General features: G+C 53.3%; 17 protein-coding genes. 11 read left to right on the forward strand and 6 right to left on the reverse strand.

Annotation, left to right across the window (positions count from 1 at the left end; translation table 11 throughout):
* Positions 1 to 3: 3 nt before the first annotated feature.
* Positions 4 to 1,965 (reverse strand): integrase, encoded by a 1,962-nt coding sequence (locus tag SQ11_RS07595; protein WP_041513552.1) that lies wholly within the window; start codon positions 1,963 to 1,965, stop codon positions 4 to 6.
* A gap of 874 nt (positions 1,966 to 2,839) precedes the next feature.
* Here SQ11_RS07595 and ygiD point away from each other — a divergent pair.
* Complete coding sequence (gene ygiD, locus SQ11_RS07605) at positions 2,840 to 3,643, forward strand: 4,5-DOPA dioxygenase extradiol (RefSeq protein WP_041513554.1); 804 nt, start codon at positions 2,840 to 2,842, stop codon at positions 3,641 to 3,643.
* 73 nt (positions 3,644 to 3,716) lie between these two features.
* Here the strand turns inward: ygiD and SQ11_RS07610 are convergent, their stop codons facing one another.
* Entirely contained in the window at positions 3,717 to 4,796 is a 1,080-nt protein-coding gene (locus SQ11_RS07610) for an NAD(P)/FAD-dependent oxidoreductase (RefSeq protein ID WP_156972439.1), read from the reverse strand.
* 264 nt (positions 4,797 to 5,060) lie between these two features.
* On the opposite strand from SQ11_RS07610, the gene SQ11_RS07615 reads away from it, so the two are divergent.
* On the forward strand, positions 5,061 to 6,722 hold the full coding sequence (locus tag SQ11_RS07615) for a SagB/ThcOx family dehydrogenase (protein ID WP_052494089.1): 1,662 nt from the start codon (positions 5,061 to 5,063) through the stop codon (positions 6,720 to 6,722).
* 98 nt (positions 6,723 to 6,820) lie between these two features.
* Here SQ11_RS07615 and SQ11_RS07620 read toward each other — a convergent pair whose 3' ends face one another.
* Positions 6,821 to 7,630, reverse strand: a complete 810-nt coding sequence (locus SQ11_RS07620) for a hypothetical protein (RefSeq protein WP_041513556.1) — start codon at positions 7,628 to 7,630, stop codon at positions 6,821 to 6,823.
* A gap of 241 nt (positions 7,631 to 7,871) precedes the next feature.
* Here SQ11_RS07620 and SQ11_RS07625 point away from each other — a divergent pair, with 241 nt between their 5' ends.
* Positions 7,872 to 11,192 (forward strand): EAL domain-containing protein, encoded by a 3,321-nt coding sequence (locus SQ11_RS07625; RefSeq protein ID WP_041513557.1) that lies wholly within the window; start codon positions 7,872 to 7,874, stop codon positions 11,190 to 11,192.
* A 14-nt stretch (positions 11,193 to 11,206) separates the two neighbouring features.
* On the opposite strand, the gene SQ11_RS07630 is transcribed toward SQ11_RS07625, so the two are convergent.
* Positions 11,207 to 11,392, reverse strand: a complete 186-nt coding sequence (locus SQ11_RS07630; RefSeq protein WP_041513558.1) for a hypothetical protein — start codon at positions 11,390 to 11,392, stop codon at positions 11,207 to 11,209.
* A 345-nt stretch (positions 11,393 to 11,737) separates the two neighbouring features.
* Between SQ11_RS07630 and SQ11_RS07635 the strand changes: the two genes are divergently transcribed.
* From SQ11_RS07635 to SQ11_RS07665, 7 genes are all read left to right on the forward strand, one after another.
* Positions 11,738 to 12,604 carry a neutral zinc metallopeptidase gene (locus SQ11_RS07635; RefSeq protein ID WP_041513559.1) on the forward strand — a complete coding sequence of 289 codons (867 nt, stop codon included), beginning with the start codon at positions 11,738 to 11,740 and terminating at the stop codon, positions 12,602 to 12,604.
* A gap of 69 nt (positions 12,605 to 12,673) precedes the next feature.
* On the forward strand, positions 12,674 to 12,988 hold the full coding sequence (locus SQ11_RS07640) for a phage protein NinX family protein (protein ID WP_041513560.1): 315 nt from the start codon (positions 12,674 to 12,676) through the stop codon (positions 12,986 to 12,988).
* A 61-nt stretch (positions 12,989 to 13,049) separates the two neighbouring features.
* Positions 13,050 to 14,678: a phosphatidylserine/phosphatidylglycerophosphate/cardiolipin synthase family protein gene (locus SQ11_RS07645; RefSeq protein WP_052494066.1), complete on the forward strand. Its 1,629-nt coding sequence runs from the start codon at positions 13,050 to 13,052 to the stop codon at positions 14,676 to 14,678.
* Between the two features lie 78 nt (positions 14,679 to 14,756).
* Positions 14,757 to 15,254 carry a hypothetical protein gene (locus SQ11_RS16415; RefSeq protein WP_052494068.1) on the forward strand — a complete coding sequence of 166 codons (498 nt, stop codon included), beginning with the start codon at positions 14,757 to 14,759 and terminating at the stop codon, positions 15,252 to 15,254.
* 20 nt (positions 15,255 to 15,274) lie between these two features.
* The gene (locus tag SQ11_RS07655; RefSeq protein WP_041513561.1) at positions 15,275 to 16,666 is read left to right on the forward strand and encodes a hypothetical protein; all 1,392 of its coding nucleotides are present in this window, start codon (positions 15,275 to 15,277) and stop codon (positions 16,664 to 16,666) included.
* Positions 16,667 to 16,777: 111 nt separating this feature from the next.
* The gene (locus SQ11_RS07660) at positions 16,778 to 17,269 is read left to right on the forward strand and encodes a CreA family protein (RefSeq protein WP_041513562.1); all 492 of its coding nucleotides are present in this window, start codon (positions 16,778 to 16,780) and stop codon (positions 17,267 to 17,269) included.
* A gap of 294 nt (positions 17,270 to 17,563) precedes the next feature.
* Positions 17,564 to 18,004 carry a CHRD domain-containing protein gene (locus SQ11_RS07665; protein WP_041513563.1) on the forward strand — a complete coding sequence of 147 codons (441 nt, stop codon included), beginning with the start codon at positions 17,564 to 17,566 and terminating at the stop codon, positions 18,002 to 18,004.
* Positions 18,005 to 18,336: 332 nt separating this feature from the next.
* Here SQ11_RS07665 and SQ11_RS18150 read toward each other — a convergent pair whose 3' ends face one another.
* Positions 18,337 to 20,259: a c-type cytochrome gene (locus SQ11_RS18150; protein ID WP_306463968.1), complete on the reverse strand. Its 1,923-nt coding sequence runs from the start codon at positions 20,257 to 20,259 to the stop codon at positions 18,337 to 18,339.
* 473 nt (positions 20,260 to 20,732) lie between these two features.
* Here SQ11_RS18150 and SQ11_RS07675 point away from each other — a divergent pair, with 473 nt between their 5' ends.
* Complete coding sequence (locus SQ11_RS07675) at positions 20,733 to 20,927, forward strand: hypothetical protein (protein ID WP_041513564.1); 195 nt, start codon at positions 20,733 to 20,735, stop codon at positions 20,925 to 20,927.
* Positions 20,928 to 20,972: 45 nt separating this feature from the next.
* On the opposite strand, the gene SQ11_RS07680 is transcribed toward SQ11_RS07675, so the two are convergent.
* Complete coding sequence (locus SQ11_RS07680; RefSeq protein ID WP_041513565.1) at positions 20,973 to 21,971, reverse strand: glutathione S-transferase family protein; 999 nt, start codon at positions 21,969 to 21,971, stop codon at positions 20,973 to 20,975.
* Between the last annotated feature and the right edge of the window lie 219 nt (positions 21,972 to 22,190).

Genomic DNA, 22,190 nt, shown 5'->3' on the forward strand with positions numbered 1-22,190 from the left:
TCGTTAAGCATTCGTAACCAATGCGGGGTGAAGGAGTTCTATTTCGTAAATATGACGACCTTGCTGGGGTGGCGAATAGGCGCTATAGCTTGAAATAACAGAGGGCTCCAGATAACCCGTAATTTGTTCAAGATCCGATAGCCGCAGGCCTTGCCGGACAAGATAGGCAATATAGCTGTGCCGGATGGCTTCGGCGGTGATTCCCTGTGGGTCAAGCAAGCCAGAATCCACCGCTGCGCAGACCAGGGCGGCCGAGAGATCGATACGTACTCCCGGATCATCCGGATTCCATGCAGGGTAGCCATCCGATTGCTCAAACAATGATTTAAGCCCTGCGCTTAGGGAAATAATTCTCGGCGTCTTTCCTGGCACTGAAACGGTTGCCGCCTGTAGATCAATCTGACCGGGTTGCAAAGCGGTGGCTTCATCAACACTCAGACCACTGAGCAAAAGACTGATCAGTTGCTTTGCCTTTAGATTTGAAGCATTGAGCAAAACTCTAAGCTGATGACTGGAAAGTTCTCTCACCGACGGACTCGTCAGGGCATTGGTTGCTTTATGGTCTAACGGAATGGGCTCGGTCTGAGGATAATTAGCCAATTCCCGGCTAGCGGGAGGATAGTCACGTATTCCGAAAACCGCTATCGGCGAGGGTTGTTCTTCCTTCTTTTGCGTCAGATACTCGAAAACCCAAACACTAAAAAGACCCAGTAAAAAAGAACCCGCTATCACTATCAGGGCATCTCGGCCATAGTCCGGTCTCACCGGATTGCCGGATTCGTATGCCCGGCTAATAACTGTTACCTGCGGGTATTTTTCTTTTTGTCCAGTTTTGACCTGCACCAACCGCTCCTGCGTTTCACGATAGAGTTTTTCCAGACTTTCCAAATCGCTTTTTAACGCGTCGTGCTTAGCGAATTTCGTGGTGAAAGCCGATGCTTGATGCTTATGCTCATTCAGTTGGCCGCGAATTTCCCTTACAGTTTGTTGCGCGGCGGCATAAATCACCTCTGCATCGGCTAGGACAACGTCCCTGCCTTCCTGGTGTCTGCTTTTAATTGTCGTTTCCAGTTCCTTGATTTGCTCCGGAATAAATTTAAATTCTGGATGCAGATTGATATAGTCGCGGGTATATCTCTTATCCAGATCTGCCAGTTTCTCGCGTAAATTCTGCAAGCGCAATTGAAGCTCGGTCACGCTACCCTTTTCATCATTCGGGACGACAGTCTTTCCGCGGGAAATGGCCGATTTTATGGCATCCACGCTTGCCCTCGCCTTGACCTCATCTTCATTAGCTTTGTTAAGTGAGTCGGTCAACCCTTTAAGGCGGGCCAATGCCACGTTTTCCTCTCGTCCGGTCGAGGAAATATCATGGGTTATTCTGAAAGTCTCCAGTTCCGTCCGGGCAGAATCAACTTTATCAGACAGACCTTTCAATTCGTCTTCAAGAATACGTGTCGTATCGCTCGTCAGTCGCTTGACTTCCTCATTCCGTGCGTCAAGATATACATCTATCCAAGTATTGATGAGTATCGGCAAGAACTTCGAATCGGAATCTTCAGCCTCTATTTCAACGAGATTGGTATCGGCTACGGGTTCGACATGGAGCAATCTCTGGATATCGGATAGGGTGAGATGAAGCAAGGACTTATCGGCGGCCTTAAGCCGCGCTAAGGTTTCCGCAATCAGTTCATGCCCCAGCAAAATCTGACGTTGAATAGCAACATGCTGAATATCGGGATCGCCGCTTTCCCGGTCGATAGCAGTCATCGCCGACGTTAATAATGTCGCGCTGCTACGGTAAATCGCGGGACGGCTGTAATCGTAGATCAGGCCGATAATGGCGCTGATTAGGAAAACCGTACCGAAAATACTGAACCTGCGCGATCGATACCAGGGCTTCCCACTCGGATCTACGGACGAATAGAAACTCCGGGGCGTGCGCGTATCAGCTCTGTTTTTCATACCAGACTAGACTCCAACACAACCATACCTTGCAGCTCGAATGTACCGGGCAATGAAATGCCACACTAAAAAAAACGTCTGTGCGGTGCCACACAAACAGTAAACACCGATCCAACGGCAATGTGCATGCAACTCCAAAAAATTAATTGATTTTCATATTCCTGTAAAGGTTTTGCTTTAAGGTAGTCATATAAGGCCTCTGTGGAGCGTTATTGGATCACCTCCCGAAAAAAGCTGCCATCGATTGTTCGCATTCCCGGCAAGTGTCGAAAACCTGTTCAGGAGATTCCTTGCATTTGAATAGCTTATATCCGCTAGATCACCAACTCCGCCAAGAAACCGCCGCGGAATCGCCCGCCGCATTTCCCCCTTCTTCTGCCTATTCGCACTACGTTAAGGAATCAAGAGAATGAGAGTACATCTCGATCAAGAAACATCCTGCACTGTCATCCCTTTCGATTATGGGTCAGCGGCCTTCAGGCAAAAAATGCTTAACCATTACCGATCAAATGGCCGGAAGCTCGGAACAAATATTGAAAAAATTCCGGGAAAGAAAAGAAACGACTCGAACCATATTATCGAACCCAGATAATCCATTGAGTGGCTCAGGGAGCCCACCCGATTGCTGGCGGCCAGTCTGCGGCCACTCCCGCAGCTTGCCAGACGTTCATAGACCAAGCTATGGACTTCTACTTCTCCCAACCAGCAAAAACTGTCTCGCAACCTGCCTCGCCATCATCCCGCATCCCAACGGACTATATGGGTTGAAGAAATCGCCCGGCTGGCGAAACCTTGTATCGTGGCTTGACATTCGTTATGCTGTACTGGGCTAGAAGCCGTTCGTAGTGCCCCTAGTATCATAACCGGAAGACCCATGAGCCGCTATCCCTCCATACCCGCCATACCCGCAATATTCGTCGGGCACGGCAACCCCATGAACGCACTTTCCAGCAACGCTTATACTGCGGCATGGTCGGCGCTTGGCGCCGCGCTTCCCAAGCCAAAAGCTGTCCTTTGTATATCTGCACACTGGTATGTGCCACAAACAGCCGTCACTGCGATGGTAAAACCACGAACAATCCATGATTTTGGTGGATTCCCCCCGGAACTTCATCAGGTTCAGTATCCCGCACCGGGCTCTCCCAAACTTGCGGCGGAAATCGCCGATCTGCTTATGCCAACTGTCGTCACAATGGATACCGGTTGGGGTCTGGATCATGGAACCTGGTCCATTCTTATGCATATTTTCCCCAATGCCGATATTCCGGTTGTTCAACTGAGTATCGATGAAACCCGGAACGCAGTCTGGCACTATAATATCGCCCGGCGCTTGGCGCCACTGCGCGAAGCGGGAGTGCTTATTCTGGGTAGCGGAAATATCGTGCATAATCTCCATACCTACTCGTGGGGAAATCACAAGATTGAACCATACGATTGGGCGCTTCGATTCGAAAATATGGTGCGCAAGGCATTAAGCTCCGGCAACTCAGAAGATTTTGAGCCGCTTATCGAGTATGAAAAACTGGGGCAGGATGCAAAACTGTCCGCCCCAACGCCGGATCATTATTTGCCGCTACTCTATGTGCTCGCGCAGCGGCAGGAAGGCGACGAAATAAGTTTCCCGGTGGAAGGGTTCGATGGAGGTTCAATTTCCATGTTGGCAGTGAGGCTAGGCTAACGAGGTGAATAGCGAACTTGGAGATTTTTAGGAACTTCATGGGCTTCCATGGAGTTTTAAAGCTTCTAAGACCTCAAAGGCCTCCATAATGGTAGGCTGCCATTTTACTGTGCCGGCTGGCGCGCTCGCGGATTGCCTCTTCATACTCCGCAAATATATTTCGCCCCGCTATCTCGTGCAGACCCCGTTGCATTGCCCCCAGCAGTGCGCCCGCACCGAGCTGGGCCGATTCAATTGCCAACTCGATCCCCATGCCGCTGAGGGGATCGGGCGCATAAGCCGCATCACCGACGGCAATCCAGCCATTCCCAGCCGCCTTGCTGAATGCACGCGTGCCAGCCATGCGTCCGGTTATGCGCAGGTTGACCGGAGTATCAGTCTTATCCAGCAAAGGAGCAAGCAGCCGTGTACGGCGAAGCTCCCCGAAAAAAAATTCCCGCAGAGATACGCGCCGCTGTTTGATCTCCTTACGGCTGGTGCAAAAACCAGCAAAATGACCACAATCTGGAGCAGGTAATGCGTACCACCAGCCGTTGTCCATAGCTTCGACGTAGAGCGTATGCTCGGACGTACAGGTCAGCGGATTTAAGGATGCCATCAGCGCAATCTGTGACGATTCACCTACGGGTGACTGATCAAAAAAGGGCGCCGCCGCGCGGCCGGTAGCCAGAACAAGAAAACGCGCGCATACCGGATCGCATTCGGCGTCGCCCAAGCGCAGCGAAAGTTGCCATTGATCGCTGCGGCGGTCAATACCAATGACTTTGGCGCCGGTGATGACCGACACGCCCGCGGCATCCGCCAGGTCGCGCAATTTCTGGTCGAAAAGCGCACGCTCCACCGCGACACCGGCGCCCCATGGATTAAACATCATGCTCAATGTAACCGGTTCGGGCGTACCCCACAGCGATATCGTTTCATGGACTTCCATCCCCGGTATTCCGAAGGTTTCCTGTTGAAAAAAGCCAGGACAGTACTGCTCAATCATGCGGCGCGCACGACCGGACACGAGTTCGATGCCACCTGTACTATAGCCGTCCCAATGCGCAAGGCATACGCCTACGCCACTGCGCGCGAGCATAAGCGCGCATACCGCACCGGCTGGGCCACCTCCCGCAACAACGACATCCACGTTATGGCTACTCCCGGACATGGATCAGATAACCAATGAATTAATAAGTACGCAAACCAGCAAGCTGTTCATATCTGGGGATATGGTTGGTATACCGACAAATAACCTCAAATCCGGTAGTTGACCGCTCATTAAATAGCTCAGTGTTATGAGTAATAACAATATTTCTTATTATTTAACCCTTACCTTCTGGTGAAGTCGTTACGGAATTTAGGATAATCCTATTCTCTATTAATGTAATCTCGTATGAAAGAACTTACGGCAATTTACAGTTTCAGGCATCCCATGACCAAACCCGAAATCGAAGCAGGCACCAAGCGATGGCAAGCGTTACTTGAATACCATGAACGCAGCAAGCATCACGTCTATCGATATGCGCCCGGCCCTGGCGTGCTTGACTGGGTAAATCAGCCAAATCCATTCCGGGAGTTCAGCGGCGCTCCCCAGATCAAGCTTTCTTTGACGGCGGATACGCTTGGCACACAATACAACGACATACGTTGCGGCAAATTGCCTTTACCGGCCCATTTTAATGTCAACAATCTTGCGACACTTTTCGAACTCTCGCTGGGTCTCTCGGCATGGAAGTCATATAACGGCAATAGGTGGGCGCTGCGTTGCAATCCTTCGAGCGGAAACCTGCATCCTACTGAAGGCTACCTGCTATGCCCACCCCTGGAAGGCTTGCCGGCGGGTGTCTATCACTATTTGAGCCGCAATCATGTGCTTGAGCAGCGTACCGCTATAGGTGATCCACAATGGGCCGAAGCCTTTGCGGGCAGGGGTATTCTGATTGGCCTAACCTCGATTCACTGGCGCGAGGCGTGGAAATATGGCATGCGCGCCTGGCGCTATTGCCAGCATGATTGTGGTCATGCCATCGCCGCGGTGAGCTACGCGGCGGCGGCCCTAGGGTGGCAGACCCGGCTGGTTCTTTCCGCTGGGGATGACGAGACGGCCGGTTTGCTGGGACTGAACCGCAATGAGGGTATGGAGCCCGCCGCATCCGCCGAATTGGAAGCAGCCGATGCCCTGCTCTGGGTCGGTGATCCTGATACCCGGCCCGACCTGGGCCGTCTGCTGCAAGCCCTGGAAAACCGGGATCGTGCCGAATGGCGTGGACGCGCCAATCTTTTAAGCAAGGCTCATGTGCCATGGCCGGATATTGATTCGATTCATCACGCCACATACAAACCTCATACTCTCTATCCGCGCGAAATGCATGAACTTGCCCAGACCTACCCTGCCCGTATCCCGCCGCATGCCAGTAGTGCCGCTGGTATGAGTTTCTCCCGCATTGCGCGGCAGCGGCGTAGCGCGATATCCTTTGACGGTATCACGCATATTCCCGCCCCAACTTTCTTTAGCATGTTGGAATGTCTGATAGCCGATCATTCTGCGCCCCCATGGAATTCGCTGGGCTCATCCCAAACCATGGTGCACCCCGTCTTTCTGGTACATCGCATAACGGGCCTGAAACCGGGACTCTATATATTCCTGAGAAACCCGGCGATTCTGCAAGACATGAAGAGGGCCATGCGCGCCGATTGGTTATGGCAGAAGACCGGCCCGGATCATCTACCGTTGTATTTATTGCTTGCGCATGATCTGCGCGACGCGGCAAAGTTGATCTGCTGCCACCAGGGCATCGCCGCCGACTCATGCTTTGCGCTGGGAATGCTCGCACAGTTCTCAATCATTGAGAATGAACCATGGCGTTACCGTCATCTTTTTTGGGAGTGCGGAATGCTAGGCCAAATGCTCTATCTCGAAGCCGAAGCGGCCGGCATACGCGCCACTGGCATTGGCTGTTTTTTCGATGACGAAATGCACGCACTGCTTGGAATCAACGATCATTCCTGGCAGAGTCTTTATCATTTCACCATGGGGGGCCCAACCGAAGACTCCCGTCTGTTGACCTTGCCGCCATATGGTGCCGGCACCTGAGCCCTGCATCCCGATCTGGTACGCCGCGATAAAACAAGTTGCAACCAGTTCAACCTCGAGCCGGCTTATTAAGGCCGGAACAGGGCATTCCAGCCAGCCTATCTTCCCTTGAAAGGCGTTGTCAGCGCGAAGTCGCGCTCACCGGGGATAAAAACGTTACAGCTATATTCCTCCCCCTTGTGATCCACCTGAATGCTGGCGACAACCGCACTATCCATTTCCCTAATGATAGGAATCGGCAACGTCTCTGTATTTAACGCGTAGCCAACCGGCAAAATCCTTCGGGCATCAACGCCCTCAAACTTTGAAACAGCGCCTCTTGTCAAAAAGGAATGTTGCACCTGGGGCGGTAAAGAATCAGTCTTTGTCCAATTGACATTCAGCGTAATCTCTTTATTCTGTGGAGTGGCCCAGCATGTAAGGCCTTCACGCTTGCGCATGCAGGCGGACCAAGCGCTTGCCACAGATGGGGAGACAACCTTCTGCATCAGAAACTCGGCTGCCCTGGATGAATCAGCCAACGAATTCTTCGAACAATACGCACTCTTCCACTGATTGAATCGATCTTCGCTCAATGAGTCCTCAGAGGAATGCATGCCTGAATGCGCTCCGCTTCCGCGCTGGCTGAAGAGACCATAAGAGGTACCGAATGAGTCACTGGTACCGGATTGCTGCGCGCGGTTAATTGCTTGACGGGCTTGTTGAAATTTTGATGAACACAGCGCCGCGTACATCGCTTGATCTCTAAATCGAGCATTGATCCTGGCGTACTCATTGTAAAATCCCTCCGCGAGAATTTTTCGGCAGGAATCCACAACAAATGCGCCAGCGGGCGGAATGTGCAGAATGGGCAGAATACATGCAACGGCAAAAATCGGGTGGGTTACAGTAGCTCTGTTCATCATCATTCTTCCTCCGCATACACTATAGAGTATAAGATGCACTCGCATAATAATTCAACCAGGATTCCATCAGGACGCGAGATGATGGCAAGACAATTTTGCTGGTTGAGCTCGCAGAGCCGCCTAATGGATTATATGGATTGAATATCTTTTTCATCGTTGATCAACATGGAATATTGTCATCACCGGAAAATTCCAGCTTTATTTTGAAACCCAGGTTAAAGCTTTCTCATCCCATATTCGTTAAATGACGAGTCGTTCTTCATGGCTTATCGTTTTGCTCTATGCCGCCTTTTCCATACTTTGGCTGGTGGTTGCAAGCTATTTGATTTCGCTTACCGTTGACGATCCGATTTTACGAAGCCGTGCCTATGTAGCGAGAGAATTGACACTTGTCGTCATGAGCAGCGGTCTGCTTTATCTCCTGCTAAGGCTGGGACGGGAACGGGAGGACCCTTCCAAGCTAATGGAAGCCCACGCGGATTCGGGTTATTTTTGGTCGAATCGATTGTTGCTCATGTTTGCCGCTCTGGCGATGGTGGCTCCCTTGGTGAGTATTGGCATCATCAAGGTGTATGGCCCGGAAATGGAACGCAAAGCCTACGCAGATTTACAAACAATCGTCGACCTCAAAGCGGAACAGGTCGAGCTTTGGCTGACGGAGCGGCACCGTGACGCGGAAGCAATAGCGGTGAGTCAGGCGCTCATTGAGCGAGTCGCGAACATGCATAAGAAAAGGGATATGCACCTGAACCAACTCATCCGCAATCGGTTGGAAGCTGTTCAAAATGCTTATAGTTATGAGTCCGTGCTGCTGCTGAATGTAGAAGGCGAACTCTTGCTGACACCGGACGAGAAATATGAACTGCCCGCCGTTACCCAGGCATTACTGCCCGTCGCGTTGCGGACCAAACGAATACAGAGCAGTGACTTGTTCCTGGATGAACAGGGGACAGCCCGGCTGGATATTGCAGTGCCCCTGGTTCCCGAGGCAATCAGTCAGAATGCTGTCGCTGTCGTGGTTTTGCGTGCTAATTTGGGACGATTCCTGCTACCTCTTGTCGGAAAATGGCCGGTCGACAGCCTCAGTGCGGAAACTCTGCTGGTACGTCAGCAAGGTGAAACCATTATTTATCTTAATACCAGGCGCCATCAAAAAGACACTGGAGGGCAGACAACCACTCCAGGCCACCATTCAGTGATCGCCAGCAAAGACGCGCCGGCAGCCGCTGCCGCGCGCGAGCAGCATGGCGGTACGACTTACGGAATCGACTATCGCGGGGAGCCCGTCTTGGCCGCGTTCCGCCCCATGACAGGCACCGGCTGGCACCTGGTATCCAAAATTGATCGCAGCGAAGTATTGGCTCATCTCTGGACCCTGGTATTCTGGGTCAGTATGGCCATTTTATTAGCCATTGCCGCGGTAAGTGGGGCCGTATGGTTGTTATGGCGTCAACAGCGGCGCGCTCATCAACTGGCGCTGCTCGTCCGTACCGCCGAGCAGGACAAGCTTCTCAAGTATTTCTATGAGTTGCCGTTTATCGGCATGGCCATTACCTCTCCCGACAGCAAGCGCTGGCTGCGGTTTAACGACCGTTTATGCGAGATTCTCGGTTATTCTCGCGAAGAACTTGCTGTCAAGAATTGGATGGAAATGACGCACCCCGACGATATCAAAAAAGATATCGTGGAATTCGAAAAGGTCATGCACGGGGAATCGGAAGGTTACACGATGAACAAGCGTTACATCCGCAAGGATGGCTCCGTTGTCATTGCCAATATGAGTGTCAAATGTGTGCGCACGGACGACGGCAAAGTGAATTACTTCGTCGCCATGATCCGCGATATCACCGAACAAGAACGCCGTAAGACCGAGGCCCTGGCTGCTCAAAGCCAATTGCAGGCCACGCTGGACGCCATACCCGACCTGCTGTTCGAGCTCGATCTGGATGGACGCTGTCACGATTACCACTCCGCACGCACCGACCTGCCAACCATGCCGATTGGAGATCTTCTCGGAAAAAAAATTTCAGATATCCTTCCTTCCGCTGCGGTAGACATTATCGTATCGGCGTTGCTGGAAGCGCAAGAAAAAGGCCTGTCGGCCGGCAAGCAGCTGGAATTGGAATTTGCGCAAGGCAAGTTGTGGTTTGAGCTTTCGGTTTCCCGCAAGCATGTTGATCCCGGGCACGAGCCCCGTTTCATTGTCCTTGCGCGCGATGTTACCGAGCGCAAGGCCTCGGAACAACGCATCCTGAATCTCGCCCACTACGATTCGCTCACCGGCCTACCCAACCGCGCATTACTCGCAGACCGCATGCGGGTTGCGATTAAACGCGCCGAACGGCAATCCACCCGTCTCGCTGTATTATTCGTCGATCTTGATCGATTCAAACCAATCAACGATTCCTTGGGTCATGATATTGGTGACCAGTTGCTGAAGGCAGCCGCGCAACGCATGCAAACATCGGTGCGCAGCGTTGATACCGTAAGCCGCGTGGGCGGCGACGAATTTGTGGTTCTCCTGAGCGAAATCGAGACTACGGAGGATGCCGCGCGTGTCGCCGATAAGCTTATCATGGGGCTATCACAGCCGTATGGAATCGAGGGGCACGAACTGCAGGTGACCGCAAGCGTCGGCATCTGCATCTATCCGGATAATGGCACGCAGCCCAACGTGCTGCTACGCAATGCCGACGCATCAATGTATAGCGCCAAGGAATCAGGCCGGAATCGATATCAATTCTACTCCGACGACATGACAGTGCAGGCAATGGAACGTCTCAGTCTTGAGCGCGATTTGCGCGGGGCCGCCCAGCGCGGCGAAATCTATATGGTATATCAGCCGCAGATAGACCTTGCTACCAAGCGGATCATCGGCGCGGAAGTGTTAATGCGATGGCGACATCCGACGCAGGGTTTGATTGCACCGGCACGTTTTATTCCCATCGCGGAAGATAGTGGATTGATTCTCGTGATCGGCGAATGGATACTGAGCGAAGCTTGCCGGCAGGCGCGACAGTGGCGTGACCGTGGAATTCTTGATGCATGCGTCTCGGTAAATGTTTCTGCGGTGCAGGTCCGCCAGAGTGATTTCGTCAGAGTCGTGGAGCGCGCGATCAATGAATCCGGGTTGCCACCCAATTGCTTGGAACTTGAAGTTACCGAGAGTGTGGTGATGCAGGGTATCGACACTACGGTGCAGAAGTTGCGGGAATTGGATGCCTTGGGCGTAAAGGTTGCAATCGATGATTTCGGCACCGGCCACTCAAGTCTCGCATATCTACGGCAGTTTACGGTTGATCGCCTTAAGATCGATCAGTCCTTTGTGCGCGACCTGCCAGGCAATATCGACGCTGAAGCCATTGCAACTGCCATCGTAGCCATGGGACTCAGCCTTGGCTTGCGTATCATCGCCGAAGGTGTGGAGACGGAAGCGCAGGCGAAGTTTCTGCAAAGCGTTCTATGCAAGGAGGGCCAGGGTTATCTCTACGCCCGTCCCATGGAGGCAGGCGACTTTGAAGCGTGGGTTACGGCATGGGGGCGGCACGTACAAACCAAATCCTGATCGCCGGATAATCCTTAGTCCTTTTTCTCCGTACTTTCCGTACCCTCTTTTTTGACGGGACTCTGCACCTTGTAGCCCTCCTCTTTCATCTTGTAGCCACCATATGCGCCCACCCCACCCGCCGCGAGCAGCCAGCAACCCGATAGCATCGGAACCACGAGCAAGAGCATTCCCATACGAATCAATTTTCCTGCTTTCATTATACCTCCTGAAAAATCCAACGAAAAAGTGAGCCCGCGATAACCATCACATCAGCCCACGATATCACACTCAAGCTGAGCCAGAGTATATTCATATAATAGCGAAAATAATCGCAAGAATTAAAACAGATTTGTTTTCCGCGGTAAGCCGGCCAGTTGCCTCAAGGAATGAAAGCTCGTCTCACTCCAAAATATCTCTTTACATATCGGCACGTGTTGCGCCAATATTTTTATTCGCGTATGCAGCGGGCAGATGCGTGATTATGAGTTTTCATATGATGTTAATTTTCAGATTTCTTCCATCCATGCTGCCGGCCACCGGCACACTCACTTAGGACTCGAAATATGAAATGGGAAGGCCACCGTCGGAGTGACAACGTCGAGGACCGCCGAGGCTCCGGCATGGGCGGTTTCGGCCTGGGCGGACGCCGCATTGGAATCGGCACCATTGTTGTGGCATTGGTAGGCGGATTAATATTTGGTGTTGATCCACTCACCATGCTCAGCATCATGTCCGGCGGGGGCAACTCAATCCAGGAGCAAGGCCCCATATCCTCTCCTCCACCCGGCGATGTGCGTGCAGCGTTTGTTTCGACGGTTCTGGCCGACACCGAAGATGTATGGACAGGAGTGATGCAACAGGATGGAGGTACTTATCGCCCCCCCAGGCTCGTCCTGTTTCGTGGAGCGGTCATGACTTCCTGCGGAAAGGGAAGTGCCGCCATGGGTCCGTTCTATTGCCCCGAGGACCAGAGAATCTACATCGACCTTGATTTCTTTGACACAATGGCAACTCGTCTGGGAGCGAGCGGCGACTTCGCACAGGCTTATGTAATCGCCCACGAGGTTGGACATCACGTGCAGAACCTTCTTGGCATTTCCGGGGAGGTAAACCAAATGCGCGGACACTTGCCTGAAAAACAGGCAAATGCATTGTCGGTTCGGGTTGAACTGCAGGCTGACTGTTATGCGGGGGTATGGGCACATCATTCCCAAAGATCCAAGGGATGGCTAGAACAAGGCGATATCGAGGAGGCACTTAATGCCGCCGCACAAATCGGGGACGACACATTGCAACGCAAGATGCAGGGTACGGTGGTACCCGAAAGCTTTACGCACGGCACAGGCAGCCAGCGCATGGATTGGTTCACGCGCGGTCTGCAAAGCGGAAATGTAGCGCAGTGCAATACGCTGGAAGCAAAACGGCTGTAGTTCCGTCGGGAAGCAAGCTTGCCGGATTTAGATTAATAATTTTAAGAATTTCCATACGGAGCGCAAAACATGAAAGTATCCGAGCTTAAAGACGAATTGCTTGATTATTGGGTGGCGAAAGCCAATGAAGTGACGGAAGTACATGTAGTGGACTCGCACTGCCTCATCGATCACGTCCGCTGGGAACCGTCGGTCAATTGGTGTCAAGGCGGACCCATCATTGAAAAAGAGTGCATTAACCTTAGCCATAGCCTGGAACCAGGCTCGGAACACTGCACAGCTTATATGCGATCGGGCAGGAATCGGCAAAAGGGGCTCACTCCGCTGATTGCCGCCATGCGTTGCTATGTCGACTTCAAATTCGGTGAGGAGGTTACTGATTAGCTGAATCCGGGAAATATGGAACAGGTATGCCGCAGGATCACCCAGGACTGAAGAAGAAAACATGGCCAAATTAAAGCCCAAGGAACATTCACGCGAGGCGATGCCCGCAACACGCGTCCTGGCTGCGCAGGCCTTCTCCCGCGCAGCCGGTGCCCCGCTCGTCCATGGAAACAACATCCGTCTTCTCAAGGATGGCGGGGAAAATTATTCCGCATGGCTTGATGCGATTTATTTAGCCGAAGAAACCATCTATTTCGAAAATTATATTATCCGTGACGACAAAATCGGCCAGCAGTTTGCTGATGCGTTTATTACCAAGGCGAAAGAAGGCGTTAGGGTAAGAGTCCTTTATGACTGGATGGGATCGTTCCCGGAAGCATCCGGCGGCTTCTGGCGCCGCTTGAGCGATGGAGGCGTGGAGGTTCGATGCTTTAATCCGCCGCGCCTGGATAGCCCGCTGGGCTGGGTGAGCCGGCTTCACCGGAAATCCCTTTGCGTGGATAATTGCGTCGCGTTTATCAGCGGATTATGTGTGGGTCAAATGTGGGCGGGCTACGCCGAACGCGGTATACCGCCTTGGCGCGACACCGGGGTGGAGGTAAGCGGCCCAATTGTAGCCGACGTGGTACAGGCATTTTTCCGGGCCTGGGCCGAAACCGGGCCCGAATTACCGGCAGATGAAATGCCGGAGCGGGAATCGATTCCCGCGACCGGCGCGGTTGATTTAAGGGTGCTGGCCAGCGTCACGGCAACGGCGGGATTGTACCGCCTGGAACAACTGATCACGGTCCTCGCACAAAAAAGGCTCTGGCTTACCGACGCCTATTTCGTAGGCACCACCAGTTATGTGCAAGCGCTGAGAGGCGCGGCGATGGATGGCGTGGATGTACGGTTACTGGTTCCCGGGTCGAACGGCGACCTGAAGTTTCTGCGCCCTATCTCGCGTGCCGGCTACCGTCCGCTGCTGGAAGCCGGGGTGCGTGTATTTGAGTGGAATGGATCGATGCTGCATGCCAAAACGGCTGTGGCCGATAGCCGCTGGGCACGGGTGGGATCCAGCAACCTCAACATCGCCAGTTGGCTTGGCAATTGGGAATTGGATGTGGCAGTGGAAGACCCTGGATTTGCGTATGAGATGGAGCAAATGTATCTAAAGGATCTGGATAACGCGACAGAGATCGTGCTCGGTAGAAAAAACCGTGTCCGGCCGGTGGCTATGCCCGAATCATCCGCAACCGCCCCTGCCTTGAGGGGTGGCATGGGTAGACGCAAAGGCGGCAGCGCAAGCCAGCTGACGGCGGGAGCCATCCGCGTCAGCAACACCGTCGGGGCGGCCCTTACCAGCCGACTTGTTCTCGGCGCGGCGGAAGCTAAAATCATGATGTCCGGCGGCGTGATATTGTTGGGCCTGGCTATCGCCGCATCGCTGGAGCCATTGCTGATTGCGGCCCCCTTCATACTGATCGCGGGGTGGATCGGGATTGCACTGCTGATCCAGGCATACCATTTGCATGGAAGTACCCAGAACCGCCGCGCCTCCGATAGAATGGATGACAAGATCGAACCGTTCCTATCGCGCGATGAACCATCCGAAGAAGCGCTTGCCGGGGCTTCCGAGCAGCACCGTGATTCTCCCTCTGAAATACCCGCCGAAGCGCACCCTGATAAAGCTCGCGACGGTATAGTGTAAACCGGCAATTGGGTCGATTATCGGTTCAAGCAATCTATCAACCAGAATGCATATTACTATCTTCAGGAGGAAAATTTCATGGGATTATTTCACCGGAGCACCGATACCGCTCGACAGGGCGCTAACACCGCGCTCGCTCGAAAAACGGTGCAGAGCCCACTCACCTTGATCATGACCATCCGCTCGCCCGAGGACTTCCAGGCGCTCAATGCGCGCATACTTGAAATTCAAGCCGCTCCGCCGGAAAGAAATCCCATCTGGATTGCTCTCGACAAGCTCAGGATCGTGCACTTCGCACGTTTTGTGTTCCTCGAAAATAACACCAAGCTTGCCATCATCACCACGTACGATGGATCCTTCGAAGACTATCTCAATGAATTCATCGACGAGATCGGCGACGTTTTCAACGCGCTGCTCCAACATATGGACGGCGCACCCCCTTTGCCTGTTCAACAGAATCGCGAGGCTTTTGGAAATTACGTCAAGGCTAATGACCTGGGTGGTATTGAACCTTTCTATAGCGCCTACCCCCAAGCTACGGTGCTGGACATTCAGGCGGCGCTCGGCGAGATATGATGGAAACTTGAGTTGATACCATGGCTGACCTACCCCACGCAGATATTCAGGGCTTTATCCTTCGCACCTATGCCATGCCGGTTCTGCGTGTATTCGCCTTAAAGGTTGAGCAGCCGGGAGCCGCCAGGCGGTTTCTCGGCAAACTTGTGAGCGGCGAGAGCGATCTCCAGCTTGCCACCGCCATCGATTGGACGACGAAACCACAATACTGCCTGAATGTTGGACTCACCTATCTGGGTCTTGCTGCGCTTGAGCTTCCTGCATCTTCGCTTGGCTCTTTTCCGGAAGAATTTTTGGCCGGCGCAGCGGCCCGTGCCGAGCGGGTTGGCGATACGGGCGAAAGCAGCCCTCAACATTGGAAAGGCCAGTTCGCCAGTCCCGATCTGCATATCCTGCTCTTCCTCTTCACCGAAACGGAAGACATTCTTGAGCAGATTACCCGCCAGCTTCGCGCGGATTATTCCAGCGACGGCGCGATGAGCGAACTTTCCCTGCATGACGGCCGAAGTCTGCCCGGAAGCACCGCGCACTTCGGCTACCGGGATGGCTTCGCCCAGCCTACCATTGATGGCGGCCTTCCACCGCTGATGCCGGATGTATTGCCGAAAGCGCCAGCCGGAGAATTTCTGCTGGGGTACCCCAGCCAGTACACGGACTTCACCTACTTGGTGCCGGTACCTCCCGAGTTGGGCCGAAATGGCAGCTTTATGGCGTTTCGCATTCTTGCGCAGGACTGTCATGGCTTCGAGCAATTTCTGACGGATGCGGCTCATCAAACAGGATTTGACCGGGAACTGATAGCCGCCAAGCTTTGTGGCCGGTGGCGAAATGGCGTGCCGCTTTCTCTCTCGCCGGATTCCGCGGACGAACGCATCCTGCTGGAGCAACGCAATAGTTTCGACTATGTGCCGAGCGACGCGGTACCCGACGCCTTTGATGATCACCGTGGCTATCGCTGTCCGCTCGGGTCGCACATTCGCCGCATGAATCCACGCAACTCGACGGTGGCGGGAAACGGCGGCCTCAAGCATCGCATAATCCGCCGCGGCTTGCCCTACGGCCCTCCCTATGATCCAGCCAATCCCGATGACGATGTCGAGCGCGGGCTGCTTGGCCTGTTTATCGGCGTAAGTCTCAAGGACCAGTTCGAATTTCTGATGTCAGACTGGGGCAACAAGGGAAATTTTGCCCCCGGTCTGCGCAATACCAGGGACCCGATCATCGGAGATAATTCAATGCCGGGCGCAACTTTTCTAATCCCGAGCAAAGGTCAGAAACGCCCCATCGAACTTACCGGTCTTTCCAATTTCGTTACCTGCCGCGGTGCGGCCTATTGTTTTCTCCCCAGCGCCACGGCAATTCGCTATATCGCCAATTTATCCGTCATACCTGCCACAGGAGCCAGGGATTAGAGCTGATAGGGTATTTAGAAGATTTGGCACATGCGATTTCGAAACCTGGCCTTCATCCTCTTGATAAGTTCGCTACGGGTAACGTAAGAATAATTGAAAAAGGAGCATCAAATGACGCGAATTCAGTCCGTACTCAAGGCAATAACCACGATATTGTTCTGCATACTATTTTCAATGCCTGCTCAAGCCGAACTCGTCGGTGAAGTGGACACCGCCTTTCGATGGCTGGGTAAGGATGACCGGGTAGTCATCGAGGCGTATGACGATCCCAAGGTCCACGGAGTAACCTGCTACGTATCCCGCGCGAGGACAGGCGGAGTAAAAGGCACTATAGGCCTGGCGGAAGATCGGGCGGAAGCCTCAATTGCTTGCCGGCAAGTCAAGGAGACGCTCCACTTTACCGAGAAACTTCCCCGGCAAGAGGATGTGTTTACCGAACGCATGTCGATTTTATTCAAGCGTCTGCATATTGTCCGCGTGGTCGACTCCAAGCGCAACACTCTTATTTATCTGACCTATTCAGACAAGCTGATAGATGGAAACCCGCAAAATAGCGTTACCGCTGTCCCCGTGACCCAGGGGACTTCCATTCCACTCAAATAAATAAATGGTCAAATAGCTATCAACCAGGGAGTATGCGATAGCATCGCGTCTGACCCCAGCCCCTGACTACCGGATTCGAGTTCCAGCATAAACCCGGTATCTCATCGAATCGCCGCATGCGAGTTTTGAGAAATGAGAATCGTTAACTTACGTACGCTACCGTACGGACTCATCCTTAAGGGTGAAATATAATTATTGTCGGCACTGGCGATAACGAATAACAAAAAGAAAGAATGAGCCCATAACCGACCAACAACCATTTACAAATTTTTTCAACCTGATGGAGGTACACAAATGAAAATTATTCGGAAATCGCGATTCACTCTAGTTATTGTCGCGTTGATAGCCAGTGCTTTTGCTGGCATGGCGACAGCGAGTGAAATCAAGGTTAATCTGAGCGGCGGTCAGGAAGTTCCCGCTGTCCAGACTTCTGCCAGCGGTAGCGGCACGATAATAGTTGAGGATGACAAGTCCATCAAAGGCAAGATCACCACTTCTGATATCAAGGCCACCGGTGCGCATATTCACGAAGGGGCAGTTGGTAAGACCGGCTCTGATATTATTACGCTCAAGAAGACTGGCGAAAATGAGTGGTCAGTTCCGCCCGATGCAAAATTGACCGATGCGCAATACGATGCCTTCAAGGCAGGGGGCCTTTATATTAACGTCCATAGCGACGCCAATAAGTCCGGTGAAATACGTGGTCAATTGAAACGCAAGGTGGACTCTAATTAAGCCGCGCCCCCTGTCAGCCGGCGGGGTGATCCCGTTTGCCTGCTCATTGTTCCCATCACAGCGTCTGCCCATGACCCAATACTCTCGCACCTGCTTAGACCCGTCGGCCCAACGTTCACCTGGCAAACCTGCGGATGTGCCACCTCGCCCCATTGATCCGGATAAGCCCAGAAAAGAAGATCCCCAGCCCTTCGATCCGGATAAGCCTGTGGATCCACGACCCTTCGACCCCGACCCGTCTCCCGGCGATCCGATCATAGATCCTGCGGACGAGCCTCTGCTCCAATATTGACCTAGCACGAGCTTTTGCTTCGAGCGAATTGCTCCAGTTTTCAGTGTATACCTTCCCGGCTCCTGTCGACCTGGGCCTTGGTGACCAGACTTGCACGGTTACCCCATGCATTGCGGATATATGACAACACCAGCGCGACCTCATCGTCGCGCAGTACCTGGGCAAATGGCGGCATGCCATAAGGGCGTGGATTGCCTCTTGTGGATGGCGGATAACCCCCATTGAGAACGCTGCGAATAGCATTAATGGGGGGAGTCATGGTGACGCCTCGATTGCCGGCCAGGGGCGGATAAATGCCAGGGGCACCCTGGCCGGAAGTCCCGTGACAATCCTGGCAATGCTTTTCGTAGATTTTGGCGCCCTGTTGAAACCATTGTTGCACCTGCTCGGTTAGCGCGGGGGGGCCGGGCTGTTTACGCGGCGCGCTTTCGGGTAATGATTTCAGATAGACAGCCATCGCACGCGCATCCTCCTTCGTCAGATACTGAAGGCCATGTCTGACCACATCGGCCATGGGACCGGATGTGGTGGCCCGCGGGGAAATGCCCGTAGTGAGCAGCTGCACGATCTCGTCGATCGGCCAGTCGGCGGAACCGGCTTCCACGCGCGCCGTTAAAGATGGCGCATACCAGTTTGAGCCCATGATCTGTCCGCCTCCCAAATCATCATCCCCGGTAGTGGCTCCCAGAGGATTACGTTCCGCGTGGCAGGCATTGCAATGACCGAGTCCTTGCACCAGATAAGCACCACGGTTCCACTCCTTGCTTTTTGTGGATTCCGCCTGATAGACGCCCTGCTTGAAGTACACGGCGCGCCACAAGCTCAATAGCGGCTGAAAATTGTAGGGAAAATCAATCTTGTTCGGCGGGTTATTTTGCGCAACAGGTGCGAGCGCTTTAAGATGGGCGAAAATGGCATTCGAATCCTCGCGCGTGATTTTCGTATATTCAGTATAGGGAAAAGCTGGATATAAAGGCCGGCCATCGCGCGATTTGCCATCATGCAGCGCCTTCCAGAAATCCTGCTCGTTCCAATGTCCGATTCCTGTTGTTTTATCCGGCGTGATATTAGGCGAGATAAATGTGCCAAAGGGCGTAGACAGCCGGCGGCCTCCAGCATAGGGGCGGCCACCCTGGGCCGTATGGCAACCCATGCAGTTCGCTGCCTGCGCGAGGTAAGCTCCCGTCGTCTGGCGCGTGGATGCTGCGGCCGCTGCTTTCGGAATGGCCGCTTCCTCTCCACTTTTTTGCATGGCGCTGCCGCAGCGCCGAATCATCTCAGGGGAAAGAGCGTCAGCCGGGCCGGTATTCTCCGGAACGGGCTGTGCGGCCAGCCATGCTGCCAAAGCGTTAGTCTCCTGGGGAGTTAGTTGCTTTGCGATTTCGGACATGCAGTCCGCAGTCTGCCCGCGCAATACTCCGCCGCTTTGCCAGGCACCCAGCTGGGCAATCATGTAGACGCGTGGCAAACCCAGCAAACCGGGAATGGATGGCGCCGTACCCATCAACTCCTTCCCATGGCACTCAACGCAGCCGGGAATTTTCCGGGCTGGATCGCCTTGAGTAACGAGTTTGTGAGCCAGCGTGATTTCGGCAGGCGAGGAAACCGGACGTTCCGGCGGTGGGAAAGGTTGCTTGAGTGCTGAAAAATAGATAGCCATATCGAGCAGATACTGATCCGACACATTGGCAAGCAGCAAAGCCATGGGCCGATAGTAGCGTTTGCCATCCCTGAAATTGCGCAGTTGATTGAAAAGATAACCTTTGGGCTTGCCCGCGATCCGAGGGTAATAGCCGTCTCTTCCCGCTTTGTTTTCCGCTCCATGACAAGCGACACAGGCTTTTACCCTCTCCTCCATCGTATCGGGCACATCGAGCGGGGCAGCGGCGGTGGCGAGTCCGGTAGCGGTGGCGATGCCGGTATTACATATCAATATCAATATCAATAAAACGAGTGCTCTCATTGGTTCGCTATTTATTCTTGTATGGATTGCTCTGATGAGACTATGTGTGCTTGCCGAAGTTGCAGTAATGAATATCTTCGTGAATGTGCCGCAGCATTCAATATGGAGTTCGTCGCTCTAGTCAGGCAACGCGCGCAGATACGTTTCTGCCTTCATTACTAATGCTTCTATTCTCTGGCTTGCTAACCGCAGCTTCCGATAAGGCACCTCATTTTAAAAAAGCATTAATGACGAGAATATTTACACTGTTTCTGGAAGACGAATCGAATAAATCCCAAAAACTTACATAAGAACTTCTTATATAACAATATTTAATTCAATGGCAACCTCTGGCACGAGTTATGCATTCAATCAAAGCGGGGGACAGTACTCCCCTACAAGGGGGACCAGCCCGGTGGCGGAGATCCCGCCCCGGGCTCTTTTCTTGATCTAGTCGGTAAAAAGGCAGCCATAACTCAAACGGAAACTTTAAAATGCGCAAAATTATTGGCTTTGCCGGTTCGCACATACTCTATTTCCTGGCCGACTGTGTAGAACTGGTAATGGATAAAACGAATTCGAGACGGTTTTCTCCTCTTTACAGGAAGCTTCTGGGGCGTTCGGTAGATGTGGAAAATTGGGGAGGCGGCGGTGGCGCCTGGGGCACGCTCTGGGCAAAGCTGAGATAATGCAGTATTTATAGAGATCGGAACGGGACCGTATATTCCGCCCTCTCATGAGGTCGGGTTTGACCCCTGCAGTCTATCGCGACCATGAGGCTGGCTAAAGTCCACAATGGGTCCCGCCGGCACTATTCCATTGGGATTGATGGTGGAATGGCTGCGGTAGTAATGCTCTTTGATGTGCTGCATATTTACTGTCGCGGCGATGCCTGGCCATTGATATAACTCGCGGGTAAAGTCCCAGAGGTTCGGGTAGTCCACCAACCGCTTGAGATTGCACTTGAAGTGGCCATGATAAACCGCATCAAAACGAAGCAGCGTGGTAAATAACCGCCAATCGGCTTCGGTAATGCGATCACCCAGCAGATAGCGCTGGCTGGACAGGTGCTGCTCAAGCTCATCCAGTGATTCGAACAGTGCCTCCACGGCATTCTCATAAACTCGTTGCTGGGTGGCAAAGCCTGCCTTGTACACTCCATTATTGACGGTGTCATAGATGCGCGCGTTGATCTCATCGATCTGCGGCAGCAGTGGAGTGGGCGCATAATCCCCTTCCGTAGCGCCTACTCCGTCAAAAGCCTCGTTCAGCATACGGATGATCTCGCTCGATTCATTGCTGACAATCGTATCGCGCCGCAAGTCCCACAGCACCGGCACGGTCACCCTGCCCGTATAATCGGGGGTGGCGCGCAGATAGACTCTATAGAGATAGTGAGTCTGCTGTACCGGGTCCGCCACAACCCCCGGCGCCTGTTCGAATGTCCAGCCATGATCGCCCATATAGGGATTAACTACCGACACCCCAATCATGCCCTCCAGCCCTTTCAGCACACGAAAAATCAGCGTACGATGCGCCCAGGGACAGGCCAGCGATACATACAAGTGATAGCGTCCCGGCTCGGCTGCGAAGCCACCCACGCCGCTTGGTCCGGCGTGCCCATCGGACGTGATCCAGTTGCGGAATTGCGCGGTGGTGCGGACAAAACTACCGCCCGTCGACGTTGTATCGTACCACTCATCGATCCACTTGCCATTGACCAGTAACCCCATTTTGAGTCCTCCTTCTCTGATCCGCCCTGTGTGTCATTTGAGTACAGCGTACTATATGTCCTCGGACAAGTCGACAGGGCCGATATTATTCTAGATCCGCCGGTTGGCCGCTCATTTGTCAGTCTGGCGCCATGATCCGCGATCCAGCACCTGATCGCGTATTTGTTAGGGTAGCGTTATGATTAATAACAACGGCCTACTGTTTTTGGGCCTCACCCT

Origin of the sequence: Nitrosospira sp. NpAV (assembly GCF_000832065.1) — a bacterium.
Classification (GTDB): domain Bacteria; phylum Pseudomonadota; class Gammaproteobacteria; order Burkholderiales; family Nitrosomonadaceae; genus Nitrosospira.

Bases quoted from the DNA above. Each gene is read 5' to 3' on its own strand.
- SQ11_RS07595 (WP_041513552.1), bottom strand. From the start codon at position 1,965: ATGAAAAACAGAGCTGATACGCGCACGCCCCGGAGTTTCTATTCGTCC.
- ygiD (WP_041513554.1), top strand. From the start codon at position 2,840: ATGAGCCGCTATCCCTCCATACCCGCCATACCCGCAATATTCGTCGGG.
- SQ11_RS07610 (WP_156972439.1), bottom strand. From the start codon at position 4,796: ATGTCCGGGAGTAGCCATAACGTGGATGTCGTTGTTGCGGGAGGTGGC.
- SQ11_RS07615 (WP_052494089.1), top strand. From the start codon at position 5,061: ATGACCAAACCCGAAATCGAAGCAGGCACCAAGCGATGGCAAGCGTTA.
- SQ11_RS07620 (WP_041513556.1), bottom strand. From the start codon at position 7,630: ATGATGATGAACAGAGCTACTGTAACCCACCCGATTTTTGCCGTTGCA.
- SQ11_RS07625 (WP_041513557.1), top strand. From the start codon at position 7,872: ATGACGAGTCGTTCTTCATGGCTTATCGTTTTGCTCTATGCCGCCTTT.
- SQ11_RS07630 (WP_041513558.1), bottom strand. From the start codon at position 11,392: ATGAAAGCAGGAAAATTGATTCGTATGGGAATGCTCTTGCTCGTGGTT.
- SQ11_RS07635 (WP_041513559.1), top strand. From the start codon at position 11,738: ATGAAATGGGAAGGCCACCGTCGGAGTGACAACGTCGAGGACCGCCGA.
- SQ11_RS07640 (WP_041513560.1), top strand. From the start codon at position 12,674: ATGAAAGTATCCGAGCTTAAAGACGAATTGCTTGATTATTGGGTGGCG.
- SQ11_RS07645 (WP_052494066.1), top strand. From the start codon at position 13,050: ATGGCCAAATTAAAGCCCAAGGAACATTCACGCGAGGCGATGCCCGCA.
- SQ11_RS16415 (WP_052494068.1), top strand. From the start codon at position 14,757: ATGGGATTATTTCACCGGAGCACCGATACCGCTCGACAGGGCGCTAAC.
- SQ11_RS07655 (WP_041513561.1), top strand. From the start codon at position 15,275: ATGGCTGACCTACCCCACGCAGATATTCAGGGCTTTATCCTTCGCACC.
- SQ11_RS07660 (WP_041513562.1), top strand. From the start codon at position 16,778: ATGACGCGAATTCAGTCCGTACTCAAGGCAATAACCACGATATTGTTC.
- SQ11_RS07665 (WP_041513563.1), top strand. From the start codon at position 17,564: ATGAAAATTATTCGGAAATCGCGATTCACTCTAGTTATTGTCGCGTTG.
- SQ11_RS18150 (WP_306463968.1), bottom strand. From the start codon at position 20,259: ATGAGAGCACTCGTTTTATTGATATTGATATTGATATGTAATACCGGC.
- SQ11_RS07675 (WP_041513564.1), top strand. From the start codon at position 20,733: ATGCGCAAAATTATTGGCTTTGCCGGTTCGCACATACTCTATTTCCTG.
- SQ11_RS07680 (WP_041513565.1), bottom strand. From the start codon at position 21,971: ATGGGGTTACTGGTCAATGGCAAGTGGATCGATGAGTGGTACGATACA.